Here is a 23,835-nt window from a genome sequence, read left to right on the forward strand (position 1 = left end):
GTTATTAATATAGGAAACATATTTTTAGTTTATGAGTATATTGGTTGTAGGATGAAAAATAGATTAATAGAGAAAGAGGAGATTATTATAACTACAACCGTTATTTCTCATTTTTATAATGAAGAGTATTTATTACCGTGGTGGCTTGCTCATCATACGAAACTGTTTGATCATGGTATTTTAATTAATAAAGGCTCAACAGATCGTTCGGTGGAGATTTGTAAGAAATTCGCACCGCATTGGGAAGTGCGAGATTCTGTAAATCCAGAGTTTGATGCATATGCGACGGATCATGAAGTGATGAGGGTAGAACAAGAAATACAAGGATGGAAAATGATTTTAAATACGACTGAGTTTCTTTGTGTGCAAGATAAAAATCAGTTTTGGAAATCACTAAATGAATTGGGAGGGAGGATGTATTGGCTAGAAGGGCTTATTATGGTTGATGATCCTAACTACAGTTATCCGGACCTTAACTTTGGACTCCCTTTAATGAAACAGCGATTTCATGGTTATTTACCAGAAGATTGGCCGTTGTGGAGAAGAGGTAGATTTATTCATAATCATGAACACGGAAGTTATACAGTTGGAAGACATTTATCCGCGCATGAATCTATGATTTATCCGCCTCTTGCTTGTATATTATGGTTTGGATTTAGTCCGTGGAACGATGCGATGAGAAAGAGAAAGTTACAAATTGGTCCGACTCTTTCTGAAGCTAGTAAGCATGGGGGAATGGGGACGCATCATATTATTACGCCGGAAAGATTAGAAGAATGGTATAAGGAATTAGCGAGAGGAACGAAGGATTTACGTTTTAGTGATGCGTACCGTTATGTTTTTGTATAAATGATTCCCACCATGAAATTGTTTCTTCGATTCCTGTATTTAGATCGTATGTCGGTTTCCAGTTTACTTCAGTTTTTAAACGTTCTACATTAACGCCGACAAATAAAGGTTCATCTTTAGAGAAAGGTATTGCACCCAGTTTAATTAGATGTTCTTTTCCTATCTTTTTAGCGATGATAGAAGCTAACTCTTTAATTTGTACAGATTGACCAGAAGCGATATTGATTGTGTCTGTAACGCCATGTTCTAATACTGTTATGAGAGCATCAGCGACGTCGCTCACATGGAGGAAATCTCTTGATTGTTTTCCATGTGTACATAGTGCTTCCTCATTTTTTAATAAAGAAGTGATGATGTTAGAAACGAGTCGATTCCCTTGTTCGTGAGGGCCATACATATGAAAAATGCGGCCCCAACACATGCTGAGACCGGTTTGCTTGGCGTACGTTTGGAGCCAGGAGTGTAGTGCATTTTTACATAATGAATACGGGGTTTTATAAGAAAGAAGCGGTGAATCTTCAAATAATACACCGTTAAACCATTCATACTCTGCGCCAGTCCCGGCAACGACGACTCGCTTTCCGCCGCATGTTGTGAAGTGTTGAATCAATGAGATACTAGACGTAAGCCAATAGTAATTATTGATAGATACATAACACGCTGGCGGCACTGCTTCCCAAGCTAAATGAATGAGATGACTAGGCTTCATGTCGTAAATGAGTTTTTTTACTTCTTCATCGCAAAGTAAGTTGACTTTATGCCAATGGCAAGAAAGATGGGAAGGCTTATTTGTATTGTAAGTGGCGTGCACTTCATAGCCCTTTTGAATAAGAGAATGTACAACATATTTACCAATCCATCCGCTACCGCCTGTTACAAGGATTTTTTTCATGGCTCAATTACCTCAACTTCTGGTATTGTTACTAAAAATTTGCCGCCCCACTCACGAATGAAAGAGCATTCTTTCATAATCTCGTCTTTTAAATTCCAAGGAAGTATAAGAATGTAATCAGGTTTTGTACGTTTTATTTCTTCTGGAGATTTTATTGGAATGCGGGTTCCTGGTAGAAGGAGATTTTGTTTATGAGGGTTTTTATCTACTGTATAAGCTAGAAATTCTTTTCCTATCCCGCAATAATTTAAAAGGGTGTTTCCTTTAGCTGGCGCACCGTAACCGATAATTTGTTTGTTTAAAGCTTTCGCTTCGATAAAAAACTGTAAAATATTTATTTTCAATTGTTCGATGCGTTTAGAAAAAAGGAGATAACAATCTAACGTATTTAGCCCGTGATCCACTTCTTTTTGAATTAATTTTGTAACACTAGAATGGATAGTTGATTCGTCACTATGATGTTTTACAAAAATACGTAAGGAACCACCGTGCGTTGCAAGTTCTTCTACATCGACAATTTGTAAATGATGGTGAGATAAAACTTTTTGCAGGCTTATAAGTGAGAAATAGGAGAAGTGCTCATGGTATATCGTATCAAACTGTTTAAAGGATATGAGATTTAATAAGTGCGGGAATTCAATTGTTATTGTTCCGTCTTGTTTTAATAACGTTTTTAAACCTGCCACAAAATCATGTAAGTTCGGAACGTGTGCTAATACGTTATTAGCAATGATTAAATCTGCTTGCGGTAATTTTTTTGCTAAGTCGTTGCTGAAAAAATTCACTTCAGTAGGAATTCCTTTTTGGATAGCGATTTCTGCTACATTTTTTGCTGGTTCAATTCCTAACGTTTCAATATGTTCTTTTTGAAAGTATTGTAATAAGTACCCATCGTTACTCGCGATTTCAACCACCTTTGAATGTTTCTTTAAGCGGAAGCGCTTAATCGCCATTTCTACATATTGTTTAGCATGCAGTAGCCAGCTTGATGAGTAAGAGCTAAAGTATAAATAGTCATGAAAAATATTGTGCGGAGATTCAAATTCATCTAATTGTACGAGTAAACAAGAGTGACAAACAAATGTGTGCAATGGATAAAATGGTTCCATTTTATATGAGTTTTCTGGAGAAACAAATGAGTTAGCGAGAGGAGAAACACCTAAATCTAAAAAAGTGTTGCTGAGTAATGAGTGGCAAAAACGGCATTTTTTCTGTTCCATTTTATAGCCCCCTTATAAATTTTTGAATGCATCGATTTGTTGCCGCGTGAAAGATTCGATATTTTCACCAGATGCATATTTTTTGTACCAATCAACAGTCCAAGTGATAGCCTTATCTGTTGATAACTTAGGAGTCCAGCCGAGTTTAGTTACTGCTTTTGTACTATCGAGTGTTAAAACAGGCGATTCATAAGGAGTGTTTGTAGAGGGGGAAGTGATTGTTAGTTGTTTATTCCATAATTTTATTACAGATTGAATGACATCATGAACGGTTCTGTTAGGTTCGTTCAACGGGCCGAAATTCCATGCTTCTGCATATGCAGCGTCTGTCCAAAGTTTTTCAGCTAAAAGGATATAGCCGTGTAAAGGATCTAATACGTGTTGCCACGGGCGAATAGCCTTTTTGTTTCTAATCGTTAATGTACCATCTTGTAAATATGCACGAATGACATCTGGGAATAATCGGTCTTCTGCCCAATCCCCACCACCGATGACGTTACCTGCTCTTACTGAGGCGAGTTTCTGAGTATTAGTGTGGAAGAATGATTTTTGATAGGATGTTGCCACTATTTCAGCGCAAGCTTTACTAGCACTATAAGGGTCGATACCTCCTAGCCGGTCAATTTCCACGAATGCCCGGTTACCGCTCCCGTCATTTTCATAACATTTATCACTTGTAACATTAATGATGCCACGTATACTTTCTGTATGTTTTGCAGCTTCCAATACGTGAACAGTGCCTAAAACATTCGTTTTAAATGTTTCGATAGGATCTTTGTATGAAGTGGTGACGATTGGCTGGGCAGCTAAATGAAATAGTATGTCAGGGTTATGATGTTTTAGGGCGTGTAATAAAGAATCGTAATCTGTAATGTCGCCTTTAATTGTTATGCATTCTTTTGCTACGTTACATTGTTTAAAAAGATTAGGAATCGATGGGGGATGAGAAGAAAAGCCAACTACTTCTGCACCTAAAGAAGTTAAGAAAAGGGTGAGCCAAGAGCCTTTAAATCCAGTATGTCCCGTAATAAATACTTTTTTCTTATTCCAAAAAGATGAAGAAGCCATATTACCAAACCTTCCACGGAGCGTTATTACTTTCCCATAGCTCGACTAATTTATTTTTATCGCGCAATGTATCCATCGGATGCCAAAAACCAGTATGTTGATATGCTGATAGTTCGTTTTTGTTTACTAACTGAACTAAAGTGTCTGTTTCAAAAACAGACTTATCTCCACTAATGTAATTGAAAACTTCAGGGTTTAAAACGAAAAATCCACCGTTAACCCATCCGCCATCCCCGAGTGGCTTCTCTTGAAAAGATGTTACAGACTGTTTATTTAATATGAGAGAACCGAATCTACCAGGAGGTTGTACGGCGGTAACAGTTGCCATTTTTCCATGTTTTTTATGAAATGCAATAAGTTCTTTTATATTTACGTTGCTTAATCCATCGCCATAAGTGAGGCAGAAAGGTTCGTCGCCAACAAAATTTTGAATCTTTTTCACTCGTCCTCCCGTTTCGGTATTTACACCAGTATCGATTAGTGTAACTTTCCACGGTTCTACACGTTGAGAATGGCTAGTAATTGTATTATCGCTTAAATGTATCGTGAAATCTGACATGTGTAAGTTGTAATTTAGAAAGAACTCTTTAATTGCATATCCTTTATACCCTAAGCAAATAATAAACTCTGTAATGCCGTAATGGCTATACAAACTCATAATGTGCCATAGAATAGGTTTTGTTCCAATTTCAATCATAGGTTTCGGTTTTAAATGTGTTTCTTCCCCAATCCTTGTCCCGTATCCACCAGCAAGAATAACAGCTTTCATTTTTTCCTCCTAAAATAAAAATTTATAATATATACAGTATTCATATTGTATGCAAATGGTTTTGTTTTTGACTAAGTGCGTAAAAATGTGTGGAAAATGATGGTGTGAGAAATATTAAGGTTTAAATTTAGGGAATAATTGTTGATATTCAGGGTGGTTACGAAGATCTTGGGTTATGCTACTAAGCTCTAAAAATCGAGTTTCGAGTTGATCAGAGGACTGACCATAATGTGTTTGAAGTCCCATTCGAACGCCCTTTTTTGAAAGGGTGGGTGTAATTTGTAATTTTCTTGCCTTTGTATGTTCGTTCCAAGGACTAAAGTAAAATTTAACAATGAATGAAGGGGAGTTATAAACGACATGTTGATGCCGGGTAAAATGTCTACCAGGTAAATATGCGCCATCAAGATGGTTGTGTATAAATCTCCAGGCACAGCCGATTTCTGGGTTATAAGGAAAAAGCCCGTGATATCGTTGTTCTACTAAAGGAGTGGAATATCTTAGTTTTGAATAATTGTAATCATGCTTATCAATCATGACAATCATTCTAATCGCATACATATTTTGACCTAACGTATGAAGTGATGAGAAAAATTCTTCTACATTGTTACAGCAAAGAAATTCTGTAGTATTTAATACCATCTTCCAACCTGAAACTTCTCTTTCAATTTCCATTACCTCAATATCAGTATTAGTGGGATCGAATTCAAGGAATCTTGAATCTCGTACTTCCCAGTGGGGAGCAAATAATTTACAAATTTCAACGGAACGATCTGTAGAACCTCTATTAATTAATATACCGTGATCAAATATTTTTGTATGATGCATAAGCCACCATGGTAATAAATACTCCTCGTTATAAAAGTGAGAGATAATAGTTTTAGTAATTTTAATCTCCTCCAATAGCATGAATAATAATTTTAATTAAATATTATTATCATATGTTTTGTATTAAAAAAGGTTGAAAGGAATATGCGATTCTATGATGATATTTTCATAGTAATGTAGTATGGGAAATATAATTCGATTATAAGAATTAAGTAATGTATTGTTAATTTACAAAATGATAAAATGGTAAGTGGAATTGTGTATAAATTATGAATAATAAACCGTCACGTTTGACTGTACAGTTTATGTATTGTATGATGTTAGTAATATAAACAAGGGGGGAAGATCGTTGGGAAGGTGTATCGAATCGGACAGTTGGCTCTCATGGCTCACGTGTCGAAACGAACGATTGATTATTATACGAATCTAGGTATCTTAAAAGCGGAGCGATCTCAATCTAATTATCGCTATTACGACGAAACAGCATTTGAGACATTACAATTTATTGAGAAGTGCAAAGAAATGCATATGCCGCTTTGTGAGATTAAAGAGAAAATCGAGGAGAAGAAGAAGCTGCTCGGTATCAATGAACACGTTTCGAAACAAGTGAATGAAGTGACAGACCATATTCATCGATTAGAAGTAGAGCTAACGGAATTAAAGCCGCTTTTAGATGGATTGACTGATTCACAACGTGAAAAAATATCGAAATCTTTATCTGGTCAAACGACAGCTTTAATACAGACACTTGCTCTATTATTATAGAACAAGTGAAATCCGACCTCTTTAATTTTTGTATCGGGCTATGTTTTCTAAGAAAGAAATAAGAAAACATTATAGTATACAGGAGGTGGACACCTTAGTTTTTTAACTAAGGGGATTCATTGGAAATATTTAATTTAGTCATGGTTGCGATTTTAATCGCATTTACTGGATTTTTCGTAGCAGCTGAGTTTGCGATTGTAAAAGTACGTTCAAGTCGTATTGATCAGCTTGTTGCAGAAGGAAAACGCGGTGCTTTAGCAGCGAAAAAAGTAACAACAAATTTAGATGAATATTTATCTGCTTGTCAATTAGGTATTACAGTTACAGCTATGGGATTAGGTTGGTTAGGTGAACCGACAATTGAAAAGTTATTACACCCGTTATTTGAGAAATGGAACTTAAACCCTTCTATTTCATCAGTATTAACATTTGGTCTTGCTTTTATGATTATGACGTATTTACACGTTGTAGTAGGAGAATTAGCTCCGAAAACGATGGCAATTCAAAAGGCTGAAAAGGTAACGTTATTATTGGCAGGTCCATTAATGATGTTCTACAAAGTAATGTATCCATTTATTTGGGTATTGAACGGTTCAGCGCGTGTTGTAACTGGCTTATTCGGTTTAAAACCAGCTTCAGAACATGAAGTAGCTCATACAGAGGAAGAATTACGCCTTATCCTTTCAGATAGCTATGAAAGTGGCGAAATTAATCAAGCTGAATACAAGTATGTAAATAACATTTTTGAATTTGATAATCGTATTGCAAAAGAAATTATGGTACCGCGAACAGAAATCGTTGGTTTCTACCTGGAAGATTCAGTAGAAGAACACATGAAAGTAATCCAAAATGAGCGATACACACGTTATCCGATTTTTGGAGAAGATAAAGATGATATTATCGGTATGGTCAACGTAAAAGATTTCTTTATTCGATATATGACCGAGGATCAAAAAGATTTATCATCCATTCGCTCGTATATGCGTCCGATTATTGAAGTGATGGAAACGACTCCAATTCACGATTTATTACTTCAAATGCAGAAGAAGCGAATTCCGATGGCTGTTTTATATGATGAGTACGGAGGAACAGCTGGAATTGTAACGCTTGAGGACATCTTGGAGGAAATCGTCGGCGAAATTCGTGACGAATATGATGAAGATGAAGCACCACCAATTCAACATGTGAACGAGCAACATATCATTGTTGATGGAAAAGTGCTTATCTCAGAAGTGAAAGATTTATTTGGATTACACATTGAAGAAGATGATGTGGATACAATCGGTGGATGGATTATGATGCAAAATCATGAAATCGAAGAAGGACAACACGTTGAGGCGGAAGGTTATGAATTTAAAGTGTTAGAAAAAGACGCTTACCAAATTAAACGTGTTGAAATTCGTAAGATGGAACAAGAACAAGAAGAAGAGAAAGCAGCAACTGTGTAAGTTGCTGCTTTTCTTCTAAAGTATAAAAAATGAGAAATTAGGAGCGGATATTTTGATTCAAGTAGCCTTACGTGTATATCGATTACAATTGTATGTGATCTTTAGTGGTTTACTACTTATGTGGACGATTACTCCGTTTGGAAAACAAGTAACAGGGTTTGGGATCGGATTAGCTGTAAGTGCATATTGCCTTTGGTTATTAGCTCGCAGAGTGGAGAAACTTGGGAAAAGTATTGTAATGAAGGAAAAGGCTCCGGGATTAGGAGTTCTAAACCGATTTGCAGCGGCCATTTTAGGAGCTATTATCATGTATGAAATTGAGCATGAAATGGAAATGTGGGCATTTGGTACAGGCATTTTAGGTGGTCACTTTTTAATGATTGCGAATTTAGCTTATGCAAATATGCAGGTAGTGAAAGAAGAAGAGAAGAAAAGGGAACATGCTTCGAAAAACATAGAGCTATGATGAGAGGGACCTAATGGGGTTCCTTTTTTAGTTTAGCGATATGATACAAGTAATTAAATTAACGACAAATATAATACGCTTCTTTTTTGCGTTTTTCAATAGTATGAAAAATAATAAAAAAAAATTTAAAAACCCATCGATTTCTAAAGGTTATGTATGTTATCATGACAAAAGACTTTTTGAAAGAGGTGGATACCAATGTTACAAGCGCTACTTATTTTTGTGCTTCAAATTATTTACGTTCCCATTTTAACAATCCGTACGATTTTGCTTGTAAAGAATCAAACAAGATCCGCTGCTGCTGTTGGATTGTTAGAAGGAGCTATTTACATTGTCAGTTTAGGTATTGTGTTTCAAGATTTATCAAATTGGATGAACATCGTTGCCTATGTCATTGGCTTTAGTGCGGGACTGTTATTAGGCGGTTATATAGAGAATAAATTAGCAATTGGTTATATTACGTATCAAGTTAGTTTACTAGACCGTTGTAATGAATTAGTAGATGAATTACGTCACTCTGGATTTGGCGTTACTGTATTTGAAGGCGAAGGTATTAATTCGATACGTTATCGCTTAGATATCGTTGCAAAACGTTCTAGAGAAAAAGAACTATTAGAAATCATTAATGAAATTGCACCGAAAGCGTTTATGTCTTCTTATGAAATTCGTTCATTTAAAGGCGGATATTTAACGAAGGCGATGAAGAAAAGAGCGTTAATGAAGAAGAAAGATCATCATGCATCGTAAAGAAAAGGGAGTAGTGCCGTTTTAAAAGTTCCCATATGTAAAAGAGAGGAATCTACATTAAAATAGATTCCTCTCTTTTTTATTGTTAATTGAAAAACTAAATCGTATAATTATTTTTTTTACTCATCCTCAAATTAATGATTAGCCATATAACTTGAAAAAATACAGGTATGATAAACGCGATTAATATAACGATAAGTGATATGGATTTAATTTCGGGTGTTTGAATGACACCAGCACCATCAACATCTCGTAGCCAAATAATAGCTGCCCATATTCCAAAAACGATAATCCAAAATAGGTTACCAATCCACCAAGAAATCCATCGTTTTTTCATGTTAGCACCCCTTACATGTATCTACTGTTAAAAGTATATTTTCGTTCATTACATTTATAATGAAACAACTTTAAAATTAGTTTTTAACTGTATATCTAACTTGTTTGAAGGTGACTATTTCTCCATCATCATTATTATCTTTCGTTTGCAAAAGTTGAACTTTTGGTTTGTAGTCTGTCCGATGAGCGTGTTCGATATCTTTAATGTTAAGCTTGTAGGATTCACCATTCTTTAGCTTTTGTTCCAACACTTTTTTATTAGCAACATAAATAAAAGTCACTTTATTTTCATCAATACCTTCAGTCTTAATTTCTAATTCATTATCTTTTGTTGTAATCGTTGGTGTTAATAATTCCATACTGGCGTTTCCGGTTTCTAAAGAATTTTCTGCTATAGTTGAACATCCTGATAGTATGATTCCAGTGAATAGAAGAACAAGTAATTTCCTTTTCATAACATTCCCCCGATTCTATGTGATTTCTGATTTTGGCATTGTTAGATTGCTAGTGTTTTATGTAAACGTTTAGTGAGCATTCTTTTTGATTGTACCATAATATGTAAAATGATGCAGGCTGTATATCCAATTTAAAGGAGATTGAAAGTTTACTTATTGCTGTAAATTAGTATTTTTACAGTAGGCATATATCTTCTTTAGGAAACCCTTTTTCGTATTTAAAATATGTAATGAAATAAAACCAATAAGTCCTATTCCGCCAAAAATAAGCCATGGTGTATACACTCCGCTTAAGTTGGATGTAAAAGATGTACCAGTATAATTACCGATGATAAAACCAAATGCGAGTGATAGTTGATAAAATCCAAAGAAAGTGGCTGTATATGATTCATTACTGTAATTTGCAATAGCGATATCAGCGTTAGGTAATACGAGTGTTTCACCGATTGTAAAGAAAATTACACAAATAAATAGCCAATATGGGTGTTGAAATAAAGGAATGAGTAAAAAGGAAATACTCATTAATAAAACACCGTATTTAATAAAGGAAAGGGTGTTGTATTTAAGAAAGGGTTTTCGAAATAGCACCATAAATATGACGCCTGTTATTGCATTTATCGTAATGACTAATGTAGCAAGTTGATTGCTATTACTAATGTTTTTCATATGAAGTGGAAGTGCGACAGTAAGCTGAGTAAACATAATATAGAAGAAAATCATGATAAAGGAAAACAGAAGAAAAGACTTGTTTTGTAAGATGGCCTGTATTCCTAATGTAATAGACGTGTTTTCAGTAGTGACTTGGAAGTGATTTTTAAGTAAGTAAAAGATTAAAGCAAATATCAGCATAAGAGATCCTGTTAGAGAGAAAGCATAGATTGGATCGAGTAAGAGTAAAAAACCTCCTGCAATTGGTCCGATTATTGCACCGCAATTAAAGCTAAGGTTTAAATATGTAAATAAATTTTTTCTCAAATGAGCTGGCTGTGAGCCAAATATAGCGCGAGCGGCAGGTTCGTAAAATGCAGTTCCGAAGCCAATAAGTGCAGAAGAAATAGAAATTGTATAGAAATCAGAGCATATTCCTAAAGCGATGAATCCGATTCCTCTCAAAAATAAACCGGCTATCATCATAATGATATAGCCTATTTTGTCAGCAATTAATCCTGAGAATAAAGGGATAACTCGTGATGTAATTATTATAACGGTCAACACTGTTCCTACTTGAAAAGCTGAAAAATGGAGAAAGGTTAATAGATAAATAGCTAAAAATGCGTATACTGCAAAATAACCAAAAGACATAAAAAATGAAGAAATAAGCATGAAACGTATCGGTGTTGAGAGACTTTTCATAGAACTCCTCCTAATATTGTAACCAGTAAATTTTTTTAGTGGTTAACTATTTTATATTATAATTATACATAAAGTCAGAAAAAAGTAAATTTTAAGAAGAAGGTGAATAGAGTTGAGTCAAAACGCACCAAACGAATTAGAGTATATTCGAGAATTTTTAAATACATGGAGAATACCAAACGATACGAGAGAGCCAATTGATTTGCTGCAAACAGAAGAGGATATAAAGAAATTTATGAAAGAATCTTTTCATGAAGAGCTTCTATTTCATACGATAGAGGAATTAAAAAGTTTTCGAGAAGATATTCGGGCGGCAATTGAAGGTGAAGGATCATTGCAAAAATGGTTAGAGGAATACCCATTTCATGTACATATAAAGGAAGATATGAAAGGTATTACATATGAACCAGTATACGAAGAGAATGTGTATACAAAAATATTAAGCATTGTGTTTATCTCGATTCAAGAAAATTTGTGGGGAAGGTTAAAAGCATGTCCAGATTGCCGTTGGGTATTTTACGATCATTCGCGAAATGGAAGCAAAAGATGGTGCGGTATGTATGCTGGTGAAGAAGGAGGCAGAGCATGCGGTACAATTGCAAAAGTGAAAAATTACCGCGCGAAGAGAAAAGGAAGAACGGGTTATAATGTGTAATTACTATTAGGGGAAGAAAAATGGATGGGGGAATGTAGCATATGAAAGGTACACAAATGATAGCATTAAATAAAAAGTGTTGGGATACAGTTGCACCTTATTTCTTTCAAGTGGATTGTTTACCGAAATATGGCCCATATACAGCGTCTGAAGATGAAATTCATTTGTTTGATTCAATTAAAGGTAAAAAGGTTCTTGATATTGGATGTGGAAGTGGGCATTCGTTGCAATATATGGCGGAACATGGCGCAGAAGAATTGTGGGGACTTGATCTTTCGAGCACACAAATTGAAACGGCACATAAAACGTTACAGTCGTGGAATCCGAAGTTAATATGTGGAGCAATGGAAGAGGAAGTGGATATTCCGAAAGGGTATTTTGATATTGTATATTCCATTTATGCATTAGGTTGGACTTCAGATTTAAGAAAAACGTTGGAACTAATATATTCATATGTAAAGCCAGGAGGAAGCTTTATTTTTAGCTGGGAGCATCCCGTATATTCAAACTTAATGTATGGAACAGAGGAGATTGCTTTCAGCTCGTCTTATCATGAAGAAACTCCTATTACGTTTGAAACATTTAAAGGGGAAGATGTACAAGCGACATTATATAAACGAAAAATGAGTACATACATAAATGAGTTAAATAGAGCAGGATTTACAATTGAGAGAATAGAAGAGCCTGAACCATCGAGCTTGTTTGATGAAGAACTAGCTGAGCCGTCTACGAAATATTATTCTTTATATAAAGCTAGGATGGTGCCAACTACTTTTATTATTAAGGCAAGAAAATGAAAAATACAGCGTACACTGAAAAAAGCGTACGCTGTATTTTATTAAAGGTTAGTACTTATCTCTTCGGTTGAAAAATATGTTGAAAGAAGTATTTGTGATGTAAGTTATCTACAATTTTATTTGCTTGATATGTGCGATGTTGCTCGAGTCGAAGTCTTTGCTCCATCATTTTGATTGCGTGATCAGATAAACGTAACATAGTGCATTTCTCCTTTTCTATAAATATAGGTGACTATTTGGTATCGATCCCATATTTATAACTAAGGAGGCAAAATGTGTAACATAGGCAAAAAGCACCTTCCTCTCCCATTACGCTTACGAGGTTAGCTGTCGGACTCGGGAAGTGAGAGTTCCCTACTTAAAAAAGATTCGCCCCAAGTAGCATAGCTACAAAAGTGGTTCCCCCGCTCCAAAATTTGGACTCAGCAAAAGGTTTTATAAAGTAAAAGATAACATAAATAAATTAACGAGTCAAACTATTTGTTGTTTTCTGATTTTTCGAGTGAAGTTAAAACCACTCCATCGGGTAATATAATCTCCTTTACTTCAATAAAGCCATGTTTTTTATATAAAGACAAAGCAGGTGTATTTTCTTTCCCTGTTTGTACAATATATGTTTTGGAAGGGGAGAACATGTCAAATACATAAAGTAGTAGTTTTGTTGCAATCCCTTTATGAAAATGATCAGGGGATACTACTAAACGATGAATATCCACTTCTTCTTCATCTATTTTAAAAGAAATAAAACCAGCAAGTGTATCTTCAAAAAAATAGCCGTAAAAAATTTCATCACAAGATTGAATATCGGCTACAGTATCATAAAGTCGAGGGATAGCTGTACTATTTATATATTTCGCCTCAATTTCATAAGCGGGTATTTGAATGCTTAAAATAGAAGTTGCAGTTTTGTGAGAAGTTGTTATTAATTTTTGAATCATAGAATAGAAACCTCCTTGTTGGCTGTATTTTCATAGATTTGACAAGATTTTTCTTTTTTGGATATAATAATTACATAGTTACACAATAAGTTAGTAGCTAAATTGAATTACACTATAATAGAAATGGAGGACTAAAGATGGGGTGGATTATCACATTAATAGTTGGTGCTATTATAGGTGCAATTGCAGGTTCTATTACAGGTAAAGACTTTCCTGCTGGCATGTTTGGAAATATAATTGCTGGTTTATTAGGAGCTTGGTTAGGCGGTAAATTATTTGGAGATTGGGGTCCATCACTAGGTGGTATTCATATTGTACCAGCTTTATTAGGATCAATTGTTCTCGTTCTTATTGTATCATTTGTAGTGAAATCTGCAAGGAAATAAAGAGTTATATTATGATAAAAAGCCCTATATAAGGGCTTTTCATCATTCGAAGAGGTGGTTTTATTGGAGAAAGTAAGTTTAAGAAAACGAGATAAGTTGAAAAAATTTTTTAGAGAACACAATTATTTAGCAGTGTTACTTGGGTTTGCACTATTGTTCATTAATATTTTATTACTAACAAAAATATCATTTGTTTTTACGCCGTTTATCGTCTTTTTAAAAACAATTTTCTTCCCAGTATTATTAGCGGGCGTACTATTTTACATTTTGCATCCATTCGTTTCGCTTTTAGAAAAGAAAGGTGTTTCAAGAATCGTATCAATAGCCTCGATATACTTAATCGTAATTGGATTATTTGTGTTTTTAGTTTTAACGGTTATTCCAATTATTAAAGATCAAATTGATGCATTAATAGATAACTTACCGTATTTCGGTCATGAAATTGAACGAGCAGCACGTAGATTTGGGGAAAGCAATTTACTCGGTAAAATTCAGGAGAATTTAAATATTAATGTTGCGAATATGGTAAAAGACTATACAGTTGATTTTACGAAATCTTTATCATCAGTAACAGGAAATGTAACTGGATTTTTAAGTACTATTACAGAGGTCGTTTTAACGTTTGTAATGGTTCCGTTTATATTGTTCTATCTTTTAAAAGATGGTGAGCAATTACCAAATCACTTTTTAAAGTTTATTTCAGAACAAAGACGACCAGCAGCGATGAGAATACTAGACGATATGCATTATGCGATTAGCTCGTATATTAGAGGACAAATTATTGTTAGCTTATTTATCGGTATTATGCTATTAATTGGTTACCTTATTATCGGTATTAAATATGCAGTACTACTCGCTATTTTAGCGATGATTGTAAATATCGTTCCGTACGTAGGACCAATTATCGCAATTACACCAGCGTTAATTATTGCGTTTATTGATTCGCCGGGGATGGTTTTAAAGGTAATTATTGTAATGATGGTTGTACAATTAGCAGAAGGTAAATTTATTTCTCCGCAAGTCATGGGGAAAAAGCTAGATATTCACCCGATTACTATCATTTTTATTATTTTAACTGCCGGAAATTTATTTGGAATTATGGGGATTATTTTAGCAATTCCAGGGTATGCGATATTAAAGGTGTTAGTAACGCATGGTTATCGATTTGTTAAGTTGAATACGTAGGAAAAAGAGCTAAAACAGTATTATCTGTTTTAGCTCTTTTTTATTAACAATTGATGTGCATATTGGCGTGCCCATTGATCCGCTTCTAATATAGCATCTAGTGAAGGATTTTTTACGTTATGATGGGCTTCAACTGTTTTGTAAATTGTTTTTTCAATATCGAAAAAGGCAATTTCATTTTTTAAGAATAGTGCATTCGCAATTTCATTTGCTGCGTTTAATACAGCAGGAGTAGTACCACCAATTTTGCCACATTCATATGCGTATTGTAGACAAGGAAACTTCTCTAAATCTGGTTTTTCAAAATGTAAACTACCGATTTCTAATAAATTTAATTTTTCATAGGAAGAAGGTAGCCGAGTAGGGTAGTGAAACGCATATTGAATCGGCATCCTCATATCAGGAGCACCGAGCTGCGCTATAACTGATCCATCAATAAACTCTACTAAAGAATGAATAATACTTTCTTTATGAATCATTACATCAATTTTTTCATAAGGAATATCAAATAGCCATCTTGCTTCCATTACTTCGAATCCTTTATTCATTAATGTGGCAGAATCAATCGTTAATTTTGCCCCCATTAACCAGTTTGGGTGCTTTAAAGCATCTTTTGCTTGTAGAGTGTTCATTTCTTCACGTGTTTTATCACGGAATGCACCGCCAGAAGCTGTAACGATTAATTTGTCAATTTCTTTATTATTTTCTCCGTTTAAACATTGGAAAATAGCTGAATGTTCGCTATCGACTGGAATTAAACGACATCCGTTTTGTTTGGCCAGTTCAGTTACAATATGACCAGCTGCAACTAACGTTTCTTTATTAGCGATAGCAATATCTTTCTTCGCTTTTAATGCTTCAATTGTTGGGAGTAATCCTGAAACACCAACGACGGAACTTAATACAAGATTTGAATCAGGGTGAGTAGCTACCGCAATTAAGCCATCTGTTCCGTATGTAATTTTTACGTTGGTTGAAATACGCGTACGAAGCGTGTCTGCTAATTCTTTTGTCGCGACGCTTACAATGCGAGGTTGAAACGTTTTGATTTGTTGCTCAAGAAGCTCGATATTATAATTTGCGGTTAAACCGACGATTTTAAAATGTTCGGGATGAGCTGAAACGACATCTAATGCAGACGTGCCGATAGATCCTGTTGAACCTAAAATGGATATATATTTTACCATGAAAAAACCTCCAAAGTTGTTTCGAGTATTTCTGCAAACCTATATAATATTAGACAATTGAAGTGGAAATTCCTGCTAAATAAAATAGAAAATTTTGGTTTGTTTAGAAGTGAAATGTGATAAACTGTAAAAAATAACGAAAAGCGATGAAAGAGAAGAGTACATATTCGAAACTTTTCAGAGAGCTGATATGTGGTGGAAATCAGTAAGGGATGAATATGGAATGGGCTCTGGAGCTTCTAACTGAAATGAGTAGGTAAAGACGGTTGCTTCACGTTAAGAAGTTGAAGTGAGCTAACAATAGCTAATTAAGGTGGTACCGCGGGAGTCTCTCGTCCTTTTTTAAGGATGAGGGGCTCTTTTTGTTTTGAGAAAGGAGGAGTTAGGATGAGTGAGAAAATAATGTTAACAGGAATTAAGCCGACAGGTTATCCGCATTTAGGAAATTATATTGGTGCAATTAAACCTGCGTTGCAAATGTCAAAGAAGAATGAAGGGAAAGCATTGTATTTTATAGCTGATTATCACGCGTTAAATGCTGTGCATGATCCGAGCCAGTTTAGTAGTTATACGAAAGAGGTAGCAGCTACTTGGTTATCGCTTGGACTTGGAGAAGATGTTATTTTTTATAGGCAAACAGAAGTGCCGGAGATTCTAGAATTAGCTTGGATATTAGCTTGCCTAACTCCGAAAGGGCTTATGAACCGTGCTCATGCGTATAAAGCGAAAGTAGAGCAAAATAAAGAAGCGGGTTTAGAGGTCGATGCAGGAGTGAATATGGGATTATATACGTATCCGATCTTAATGGCAGCCGACATATTACTATTCCAGGCTACGCATGTACCCGTTGGAAAAGATCAAATTCAGCATATCGAAATTGCGCGTGATATCGCGACGTATTTTAATCATACATTCGGCATGACATTTACGCTTCCGGAGTATGTCATACAAGAAGAGGGTGCAATATTACCAGGGCTTGATGGAAGAAAGATGAGTAAAAGCTACGGGAATGTGATCCCGTTATTCGCGGAGCAAGAAAAACTACGCAAGTTAATATTTAAAATCAAAACAGATTCTTCACTTCCAAATGAACCGAAAGAACTAGAAACGTTATTTACAATTTATAAAGAATTTGCAACGGAAGATGAAATGCAGTCAATGCGTGAAAAATATGAAACTGGCATTGGATGGGGCGATGTGAAAAAAGAGTTGTTTCGCGTTGTAGACCGTGAATTAGCTGGGCCACGTGAGAAATATGCTATGTATATGAATGAACCGAATTTATTATATGAAGCGTTGGAAAAAGGTGCTGAGCGGGCGCGGACTATTGCGAAGGTAAATTTAACAGAAATTAAGAAACGGATTGGATTTGAGAGGGAGCACTGAGCGTTCCCTCTTTTTTCTCTATAACTTATTCGTCATATCGATGAGTAAAGCAAGGAGTTCGCATATTCTTTTGAAACTTATTAGTTGCATATATTAAAAAGTATGCTACTATAGGGTTACTTATTAAACATGTTTAATAAGTATAATGAAAGTCACTTAATAAAGATGTTTAATAAGTAGGGTTCATTTGATTACGAAGGAGATGATTGTATGAAAACAGAAAAAGAAAAGATGTTAGCGGGAGAAATGTATATTGCGGATGACGAAGAATTAGTAGCTGATAGGGTGGAGGCAAAACGTTTAACACGTCTTTATAACGAGGCTATGGAGACAGGAGATGAGAGGCGTTTTACATTATTAAATCAGCTTTTAGGTTCTTCAGCTGACGGGGCATCACATATTAAACCTACTTTTCGTTGTGATTATGGTTACAATATCCATATTGGAAAGAATTTTTTCTCCAATTTCAATTGTGTGATTTTAGACGTTTGTGAAGTGCGAATTGGGGATAATTGTATGTTTGCACCTGGTGTTCACATTTATACTGCTACTCATCCTTTACACCCGGTAGAGCGGAATTCTGGTAAAGAATATGGAAAGCCTGTAAAGATTGGTAACAATGTTTGGGTAGGCGGGGGAGCTATTATTAACCCTGGTATTTCAATTGGAGATAACGCTGTAATTGCTTCAGGGGCAGTTGTGACAAAAGATGTACCCAATAATGTAGTAGTTGGTGGTAACCCAGCTAAAGTTATTAAAACGATAGACTTATAGAAATCGTTTTTTATGAGTGCATGAATAAACGGATGTTGTATCGTATAGAAAATGTGAAAGGTGTTTCATATAAAGAAAAATAGTGCGGAAAATCGTACGAAGACATTACTTACTTCTTGAAACGCTCTTTTTCTTATTTGTTTTGCTGGTTTTCTCGTTTGCTGTAATTTTCTCTCATAGGTTATACACAATTTTTAAGTATACTAGGGGAAGCATTCGGAATACTGCTAGTAGAAATATATCATCTTTATTGCTTTAGAAAATGATGTATGATATATTGTCAACGCAACTTATTAAAAGTGTTTAATAAGTATGTTGATTAAGGTGGTGAGCGATTTGAGTGAACAATTTGTTACTCAAAAATCGATTAAAGAGACAATCCTTCGCGGCATTCGTAAAGTTCTTTTAGAGCGAGGTAGTGCAACGAAAGTTGAGCTTAGTAATACATTAGAAATTAGTTTTCCAACGATAAGTAAATTTATAGAAAAAATGAAACAAGACGGTGAAGTCACTTTAGCTGGTTTAGATGATTCAAGTGGTGGAAGAAGAGCGAAACGATATGAATATAATCCAGAATATATGTTAGGTTTAGCGATATTTTTAGAAAAAAATGAAACAAACTATACAATTTTCAACTGTTTAGGGGAAGTAAAAGAACAAGGAAGTACTTCAAGTATGTTAATTGATACGGGCGTAAATCTATTATCTAAACATATTGAAGGTCTTATCGCTACCTTCCCGAAAATAAGCTCTATATCAATTGGTGTGCCTGGTTCGGTTGATAATGGTCGTATTTTTTATATTCCTGGATATGAAAAGTTCCAAAATTTTAATTTGAAAAGTCATTTGGAGGAAAAGTTTTCTATACCAGTAGTAATAGAAAACGATATGAATGCCGCAGTGCTTGGTTATTATAAAAACACTGGAAACTATGATAATTCCTCTCTTGTATATTTGTATTCAGGTCAAAATGGTCCGGGTGCAGGTATTATGATTAATGGAGATGTCGTAAGAGGAAGTACTTTTTTCTCAGGAGAGATATCTTTCGTTCCGCAATATGATAATAAAAATTTCTTACAAGCTTCGAGAAGTGAAGATTCGAATAATCCAGAGGAATATAATATAGATGCTATTACTCGTTTAATAGCTACATGTATAGCTATTATTAACCCTCATGGATTCATCTTCTGTGATGATGAAGTGAACCAATTCGTTATAGATCAAATTGTAAAAAGTTGTCCGCAGTACATTCCGGCAGAACATATCCCGAAAATAACAGTGAGCAATTGGAAAGAAGATTATTTATATGGATTAAAAAGTCTTGGACTTGATCTTATGATTACGAGAACAAATAAAGAAAATTAAATGTGCGGGCAATGAAGCATCCGATTGTCAGTTGAATAACATAAAAGAAAAGGTGTCGATTATGAAAATTGAACATGTAGCAATTTGGGTGAATGATTTAGAAGGAATGCGTGATTTCTATAAACTGTACTTCGGTGGTGAAGAAAATAGCTTATATCACAATCCGAAAAAGCAGTTTGAATCTTATTTTATAACTTTTGAAGGTGGTGCGCGTCTAGAACTTATGAAGCAGGTAGGGATAGATGATGCATTACAAACACAAACAATAGGATATGCGCATATTGCTTTTTCTGTAGGTAGTGAAGAAAAAGTGAACGAATTAACTAGTACATTAAGAGAAGCAGGATACGCTGTGTTAAACGGTCCCCGTACTACAGGGGATGGTTACTACGAAAGTGTAGTAAGTGATCCTGAAGGAAATCAGATTGAGATAACGATCTAACATTTTATTTACGGCAAACGATAAAAACCTCATTTCGCGTTACCATGACGAGAAATGAGGTTTTTATATTGCTATATAAAATGAAAGGAAGAGCCATTCTATTTCACGTATAAATTGGATTGTTGAAACTCCTTAATAATCCTCTCAATAACAGGAGGAAGATTACTCGGTAACTCATTCAGTGAAAAGAAGCGTAGTTCTTTCGATTCCGTATGGTCGCATACAAGCTCACCGTGGAATTCGCGGCAAATATAAACAACGAGTACACCGTGTACTTGATCGCCGTTTGGATAGATTTGAAAGTAATCTGGTCCAGAGTATGTACGGAATAGTTCTGGATTTTTAATAATCAGTCCAGTTTCTTCATATACTTCTCGCTTTAAAGCGTCTTCTAATGTTTCGTTATATTCTAAAGCGCCGCCAATAATGCCCCAGCGGTTAAAGTCTGTGCGGAGCTGCAGTAATACTTCACCTTTTTCATTTACTATAATGGCGTGCGAACCTATTAAAATAAGTGGATGATTTCCTACTAAATTTCTCATGTCTTCAATATAACCCATATTTTGACTCCTTGTTTTTAATAGTAATTAGGAAGTTCTTTTAACATTCTTTCTGTTTTACGTGCTGTAAAGGCTAAGTTATGATCATCTTTCGTTCTGAAAAATAATGTGCGTAAAAAGGTTTTAATGTTGGCACATAAAATACAATACTCATTAAGTGAAAGGCGTTTTCTAATTTGAGGAAGCCTTTTTATTTTTTTATGAATAATAGAAATTAACTCGTCTTGCGGAAAGTCATGATACAACATCGCTAGTAAAGGAGTAACGATGCGTTCATCTTCGTTATTATGAAAAAGGTCAGATGGAATGAAGATTTTATTTAATAAACAATGAATTAACTCTTCGTACCATTCAAAAGTTGTATACGTATTATGAACAATTTCCGTAAAGGCATCAGATACGTGAGCAAGACAATGAGCCCATCCTTTATTTTCAATATAGCCTCGGAAATCTGTTTCTAAGTTTGTGTATGTAATGAGTTTGTTTTTTATTTCTTCAATATCCTCCTCTGTACAAAAGTAGTGCGAATTAGCGAATTGGAGTATTAACGCAATTAACGAAACAGTGTAAGAACGTGTGAAAACCCCATCTGTATGTGGGGAGTAAATGTCACAATATAAATACTCATCACTTAAACAAGTTTGCAACAGTAATTTTAGTTGATCATCCATAAGGAATTCATGATGAATAAAATGCACAAAACATTTATATATAAGCTGGTAACGAACGTAACTATCAGTTGTTCCGATATACTGAAGCATATGGAGCGTTAATTCATTTATATCTATATGTCGCAGTTGCGTATAGTCATTTTGTTGTATAAGCTCTAACTGTTGTTGCAGCGCTGTAATATCCAATGGAGAACCTCCTCCGCACTTTAAAGATGCGATGTTTTCTAGTATTCTATATATTCAAGGACAATCCTGCTCATGCAAGGAGAACAAGTAGAAATTCAAGTATGACATAGATGAGGGAAGAATATGACGACGATAGAACAGTTAGAAAAACATTTTAAAATAAGAAGAAATGCTTCTTCTATCATGATAAAAGAAAATAATGCAGAGATTTTTACAGAAGAGCAATTAAAGGGAATCATGCAATATTGTGTTGTTGAGGCTGAAAAAGAGGGAATTGAAAACTTACTTTTTGAAGTTTCTTCAAAAAGCCCAAATTATGATGTGTATAAGAAATGTTTCGAAGCGTATTCTTTTGAATATGTTACTGAAAACATCATTGTATGTAAGGATATATATGAAGTGGAAGATGTAGAAAGTGAAATTGATTTTAAGTTGATTGAAGAAGTAGGAGAAGATGCTTTTTATTCACTTTGGAACGAGATGACGGAAGAACAAGTCACTTATGATCAATTTGTAAATATGATGCTACAAGAAATTGGAGAGCAATGGAAAGAACATTGTTTAACTGCGAGTATTAATGAAGAGCAGATCGGAATTGTAATCCCATATATTGAAAAGGGGACGTTAGAAGAAGGAAAACTTATGTATTTCGCAGTCGCTCCAAATATGCGAAATAAAGGATACGAAGCAGCATTCTTTACAGGAGCGATGTTTGTATTAAAAGAAATAGGAGCATCTTATTATATCGGTGAGACAAATGTACAAAATGAGTGGATGAAGGATATTTTTGAAAATAACGGATGTCAGCTGCTTAGTTCTACTGAGCGGTATGTGTGGAAGTTTTAGGAGGATGAACGATGTACTCTCTTGAACTCATTTCGAGGGAATCCATGTACAACTTATGAACAAGTAAAAGAACTTTTTGCCTGTTTGTAAGATAAAAAGAAAAATGAGAACGACAAAGTAGATATTTGTATAATACAATAGAGTAAGATTCGATTATAAGAGAAAGCGTTGGTGAAAGAATGGGGCAGCAAAGACATTGGTTACAAGCAACTGTAGAAAGAAATGAAGATAATACGTTACAAATAAAGTGGGAAAATAATATAGAGGAAGTTCGCATTTACTGGAGTACTTCGCCAGATCATATTGAAGAAAATGGAGAATTACTTGCAACGGTAAATGGAGAATCATCATATACAATTGAAAACCCGAGAGAAAATGAGCGTCCATATTTTAGACTAGTAGGTAGTAATGGACAAGCAGTAACAGTAGCTGAGCGTAGACTGCCATTACAAGGCGCGTTTAACTTCCGTGATATGGGAGGATATGAAACGACAGAAGGCCGTAAAGTAAAATGGGGTAAATTATACCGTTCTGAAGAATTAGCAGGACTAACAGAGTGGGATATTGCGTATTTACAAAAGTCTGGCTTAAAGTTAATTTGCGATTACCGTACAGACTTTGAAGTGAAGCATAAGCCAAACCCTGAGATTACAGGAGCTCGTCAAGTGTGTTTACCAGTTATGCAAGACTTAGCAAAAGACTTGAACATAAATGAGTTTTTCCAAGTTGGTGACCTTTCTATGTTAGGCAAACCAGGCGAATACCTTGTGAAAATGAATCAAGATTTCGTAAGTGGTAACGAGGCGTTCGTAAGCTTCTTAAACTTAGCGCAAAACCCGGAAAACTTACCGTTAGTAAACCATTGTACAGCTGGGAAAGACCGTACTGGATTTGGATCAGCATTATTATTACTTTTACTAGGTGTACCAGAGAAAACAGTAATGGAAGATTATTTACTAAGTAACGGTTTCCGTGAAAAGTTAAACGAGAAAATGATGGCCTTTTTAGGTGCAAAACTACAAAACGATGAGAGTAGAGCGATATTAGGTGCGATGTTCGAAGCACGTGCTGAGTATTTACAAGCTGCGATTGATGAAGTGAAAAAGCAATATGGTTCAGTTGAAGCGTATGCTGAAAAAGCACTTGGCTTTACGAAAGAGTCGTTAGAACAAATGAAAGTTTTATTGTTAGAAGATAAATAAAGCGGAGGGAGGCTGATTGGATTAGCCTCCTTTTCTTATTGTTGTTATAATTTTGCTAA

At 35.0% G+C, this 23,835-nt stretch carries 28 protein-coding genes, 1 riboswitch and 1 other annotated feature; of the genes, 15 read left to right on the forward strand and 13 right to left on the reverse strand.

The genetic code is table 11. From position 1 onward, the window contains the following. Window positions 1–51: 51 nt before the first annotated feature. Window positions 52–849, forward strand: a complete 798-nt coding sequence (locus PQF83_RS25205) for a glycosyltransferase family 2 protein (RefSeq protein WP_000797328.1) — start codon at window positions 52–54, stop codon at window positions 847–849. Here PQF83_RS25205 and PQF83_RS25210 read toward each other — a convergent pair. From PQF83_RS25210 to PQF83_RS25230, 5 genes are all read right to left on the reverse strand, one after another. Then, the gene (locus PQF83_RS25210) at window positions 818–1,741 is read right to left on the reverse strand and encodes an NAD-dependent epimerase/dehydratase family protein (protein ID WP_000723107.1); all 924 of its coding nucleotides are present in this window, start codon (window positions 1,739–1,741) and stop codon (window positions 818–820) included. The two genes, PQF83_RS25205 and PQF83_RS25210, sit on opposite strands and share 32 nt — an antisense overlap. Beyond that, window positions 1,738–2,961 (reverse strand): class I SAM-dependent methyltransferase, encoded by a 1,224-nt coding sequence (locus PQF83_RS25215; protein WP_000435753.1) that lies wholly within the window; start codon window positions 2,959–2,961, stop codon window positions 1,738–1,740. Before PQF83_RS25215 ends, PQF83_RS25210 begins: the two co-directional genes overlap by 4 nt. 12 nt (window positions 2,962–2,973) lie before the next feature. Next, window positions 2,974–4,029, reverse strand: a complete 1,056-nt coding sequence (rfbG, locus tag PQF83_RS25220; RefSeq protein WP_000168685.1) for a CDP-glucose 4,6-dehydratase — start codon at window positions 4,027–4,029, stop codon at window positions 2,974–2,976. A 1-nt stretch (window position 4,030) separates the two neighbouring features. Continuing rightward, a complete protein-coding gene (rfbF, locus tag PQF83_RS25225) occupies window positions 4,031–4,798 on the reverse strand; it encodes a glucose-1-phosphate cytidylyltransferase (RefSeq protein WP_000648797.1) in 768 nt (255 codons plus the stop codon). Between the two features lie 114 nt (window positions 4,799–4,912). Continuing rightward, window positions 4,913–5,707 (reverse strand): glycosyltransferase family 2 protein, encoded by a 795-nt coding sequence (locus PQF83_RS25230; RefSeq protein ID WP_002163580.1) that lies wholly within the window; start codon window positions 5,705–5,707, stop codon window positions 4,913–4,915. Window positions 5,708–5,983: 276 nt separating this feature from the next. Between PQF83_RS25230 and PQF83_RS25235 the strand changes: the two genes are divergently transcribed. From PQF83_RS25235 to PQF83_RS25250, 4 genes are all read left to right on the forward strand, one after another. Beyond that, window positions 5,984–6,391 (forward strand): MerR family transcriptional regulator, encoded by a 408-nt coding sequence (locus PQF83_RS25235; RefSeq protein ID WP_000285640.1) that lies wholly within the window; start codon window positions 5,984–5,986, stop codon window positions 6,389–6,391. A 119-nt stretch (window positions 6,392–6,510) separates the two neighbouring features. Then, window positions 6,511–7,839 carry a hemolysin family protein gene (locus tag PQF83_RS25240; protein WP_000402268.1) on the forward strand — a complete coding sequence of 443 codons (1,329 nt, stop codon included), beginning with the start codon at window positions 6,511–6,513 and terminating at the stop codon, window positions 7,837–7,839. 52 nt (window positions 7,840–7,891) lie between these two features. Then, the gene (locus PQF83_RS25245; protein WP_000616837.1) at window positions 7,892–8,305 is read left to right on the forward strand and encodes an ATP synthase subunit I; all 414 of its coding nucleotides are present in this window, start codon (window positions 7,892–7,894) and stop codon (window positions 8,303–8,305) included. A gap of 198 nt (window positions 8,306–8,503) precedes the next feature. Then, entirely contained in the window at window positions 8,504–9,052 is a 549-nt protein-coding gene (locus PQF83_RS25250) for a DUF2179 domain-containing protein (protein ID WP_000938434.1), read from the forward strand. A 97-nt stretch (window positions 9,053–9,149) separates the two neighbouring features. Here PQF83_RS25250 and PQF83_RS25255 read toward each other — a convergent pair whose 3' ends face one another. The 3 genes from PQF83_RS25255 to PQF83_RS25265 form a co-directional block, all read right to left on the reverse strand. Then, window positions 9,150–9,389, reverse strand: a complete 240-nt coding sequence (locus tag PQF83_RS25255) for a DUF3923 family protein (RefSeq protein WP_000747691.1) — start codon at window positions 9,387–9,389, stop codon at window positions 9,150–9,152. A gap of 76 nt (window positions 9,390–9,465) precedes the next feature. After that, entirely contained in the window at window positions 9,466–9,843 is a 378-nt protein-coding gene (locus PQF83_RS25260) for a hypothetical protein (RefSeq protein WP_000823782.1), read from the reverse strand. 153 nt (window positions 9,844–9,996) lie between these two features. Then, the gene (locus PQF83_RS25265) at window positions 9,997–11,196 is read right to left on the reverse strand and encodes an MDR family MFS transporter (protein ID WP_000839112.1); all 1,200 of its coding nucleotides are present in this window, start codon (window positions 11,194–11,196) and stop codon (window positions 9,997–9,999) included. A 112-nt stretch (window positions 11,197–11,308) separates the two neighbouring features. Between PQF83_RS25265 and PQF83_RS25270 the strand changes: the two genes are divergently transcribed. Together PQF83_RS25270 and PQF83_RS25275 are read left to right on the forward strand one after the other, a co-directional pair. Beyond that, entirely contained in the window at window positions 11,309–11,851 is a 543-nt protein-coding gene (locus PQF83_RS25270) for a CGNR zinc finger domain-containing protein (RefSeq protein WP_000081061.1), read from the forward strand. A gap of 41 nt (window positions 11,852–11,892) precedes the next feature. Further along, entirely contained in the window at window positions 11,893–12,648 is a 756-nt protein-coding gene (locus tag PQF83_RS25275) for a class I SAM-dependent methyltransferase (RefSeq protein WP_000679172.1), read from the forward strand. A gap of 55 nt (window positions 12,649–12,703) precedes the next feature. On the opposite strand, the gene PQF83_RS25280 is transcribed toward PQF83_RS25275, so the two are convergent. Beyond that, window positions 12,704–12,847, reverse strand: coding sequence for a hypothetical protein (locus tag PQF83_RS25280; RefSeq protein ID WP_000945244.1), 144 nt, complete (start codon window positions 12,845–12,847; stop codon window positions 12,704–12,706). A gap of 97 nt (window positions 12,848–12,944) precedes the next feature. Beyond that, window positions 12,945–13,086, reverse strand: a riboswitch (cyclic di-AMP (ydaO/yuaA leader). Between the two features lie 38 nt (window positions 13,087–13,124). Next, entirely contained in the window at window positions 13,125–13,586 is a 462-nt protein-coding gene (locus PQF83_RS25285) for a GNAT family N-acetyltransferase (RefSeq protein ID WP_000615109.1), read from the reverse strand. Between the two features lie 137 nt (window positions 13,587–13,723). Here PQF83_RS25285 and PQF83_RS25290 point away from each other — a divergent pair, with 137 nt between their 5' ends. Both PQF83_RS25290 and PQF83_RS25295 read left to right on the forward strand, forming a co-directional pair. Beyond that, window positions 13,724–13,972 (forward strand): GlsB/YeaQ/YmgE family stress response membrane protein, encoded by a 249-nt coding sequence (locus PQF83_RS25290; RefSeq protein ID WP_000539718.1) that lies wholly within the window; start codon window positions 13,724–13,726, stop codon window positions 13,970–13,972. 63 nt (window positions 13,973–14,035) lie between these two features. Continuing rightward, window positions 14,036–15,157, forward strand: coding sequence for an AI-2E family transporter (locus PQF83_RS25295; protein ID WP_000416970.1), 1,122 nt, complete (start codon window positions 14,036–14,038; stop codon window positions 15,155–15,157). Between the two features lie 29 nt (window positions 15,158–15,186). Here the strand turns inward: PQF83_RS25295 and PQF83_RS25300 are convergent, their stop codons facing one another. Then, window positions 15,187–16,344: a 1-deoxy-D-xylulose-5-phosphate reductoisomerase gene (locus PQF83_RS25300; RefSeq protein WP_000241812.1), complete on the reverse strand. Its 1,158-nt coding sequence runs from the start codon at window positions 16,342–16,344 to the stop codon at window positions 15,187–15,189. A gap of 137 nt (window positions 16,345–16,481) precedes the next feature. Beyond that, window positions 16,482–16,687, forward strand: a binding site (T-box leader). 5 nt (window positions 16,688–16,692) lie between these two features. Here PQF83_RS25300 and PQF83_RS25305 point away from each other — a divergent pair. The 4 genes from PQF83_RS25305 (at window position 16,693) to PQF83_RS25320 (ending at window position 20,311) form a co-directional block, all read left to right on the forward strand. Beyond that, window positions 16,693–17,730 carry a tryptophan--tRNA ligase gene (locus PQF83_RS25305; protein WP_130777042.1) on the forward strand — a complete coding sequence of 346 codons (1,038 nt, stop codon included), beginning with the start codon at window positions 16,693–16,695 and terminating at the stop codon, window positions 17,728–17,730. Window positions 17,731–17,940: 210 nt separating this feature from the next. After that, complete coding sequence (locus PQF83_RS25310) at window positions 17,941–18,504, forward strand: maltose acetyltransferase domain-containing protein (RefSeq protein WP_000845609.1); 564 nt, start codon at window positions 17,941–17,943, stop codon at window positions 18,502–18,504. Between the two features lie 336 nt (window positions 18,505–18,840). Further along, window positions 18,841–19,869, forward strand: a complete 1,029-nt coding sequence (locus PQF83_RS25315) for an ROK family transcriptional regulator (RefSeq protein ID WP_000003021.1) — start codon at window positions 18,841–18,843, stop codon at window positions 19,867–19,869. A 61-nt stretch (window positions 19,870–19,930) separates the two neighbouring features. Beyond that, on the forward strand, window positions 19,931–20,311 hold the full coding sequence (locus PQF83_RS25320; RefSeq protein ID WP_000687553.1) for a VOC family protein: 381 nt from the start codon (window positions 19,931–19,933) through the stop codon (window positions 20,309–20,311). 98 nt (window positions 20,312–20,409) lie between these two features. Here PQF83_RS25320 and PQF83_RS25325 read toward each other — a convergent pair whose 3' ends face one another. Together PQF83_RS25325 and PQF83_RS25330 are read right to left on the reverse strand one after the other, a co-directional pair. Then, window positions 20,410–20,871 carry an NUDIX hydrolase gene (locus PQF83_RS25325; RefSeq protein WP_000540476.1) on the reverse strand — a complete coding sequence of 154 codons (462 nt, stop codon included), beginning with the start codon at window positions 20,869–20,871 and terminating at the stop codon, window positions 20,410–20,412. 17 nt (window positions 20,872–20,888) lie between these two features. Continuing rightward, window positions 20,889–21,728 (reverse strand): DUF2785 domain-containing protein, encoded by an 840-nt coding sequence (locus PQF83_RS25330; RefSeq protein ID WP_000355461.1) that lies wholly within the window; start codon window positions 21,726–21,728, stop codon window positions 20,889–20,891. A gap of 123 nt (window positions 21,729–21,851) precedes the next feature. Here PQF83_RS25330 and PQF83_RS25335 point away from each other — a divergent pair, with 123 nt between their 5' ends. After that, window positions 21,852–22,574, forward strand: a complete 723-nt coding sequence (locus tag PQF83_RS25335; protein ID WP_000207381.1) for a hypothetical protein — start codon at window positions 21,852–21,854, stop codon at window positions 22,572–22,574. Window positions 22,575–22,753: 179 nt separating this feature from the next. Further along, the gene (locus PQF83_RS25340) at window positions 22,754–23,776 is read left to right on the forward strand and encodes a tyrosine-protein phosphatase (RefSeq protein ID WP_000531484.1); all 1,023 of its coding nucleotides are present in this window, start codon (window positions 22,754–22,756) and stop codon (window positions 23,774–23,776) included. The last annotated feature ends 59 nt before the right edge of the window (window positions 23,777–23,835 follow it).

It is taken from the genome of Bacillus sp. FF-1, from assembly GCF_028548245.1.
Taxonomy (GTDB): Bacteria; Bacillota; Bacilli; order Bacillales; family Bacillaceae_G; genus Bacillus_A; species Bacillus_A paranthracis.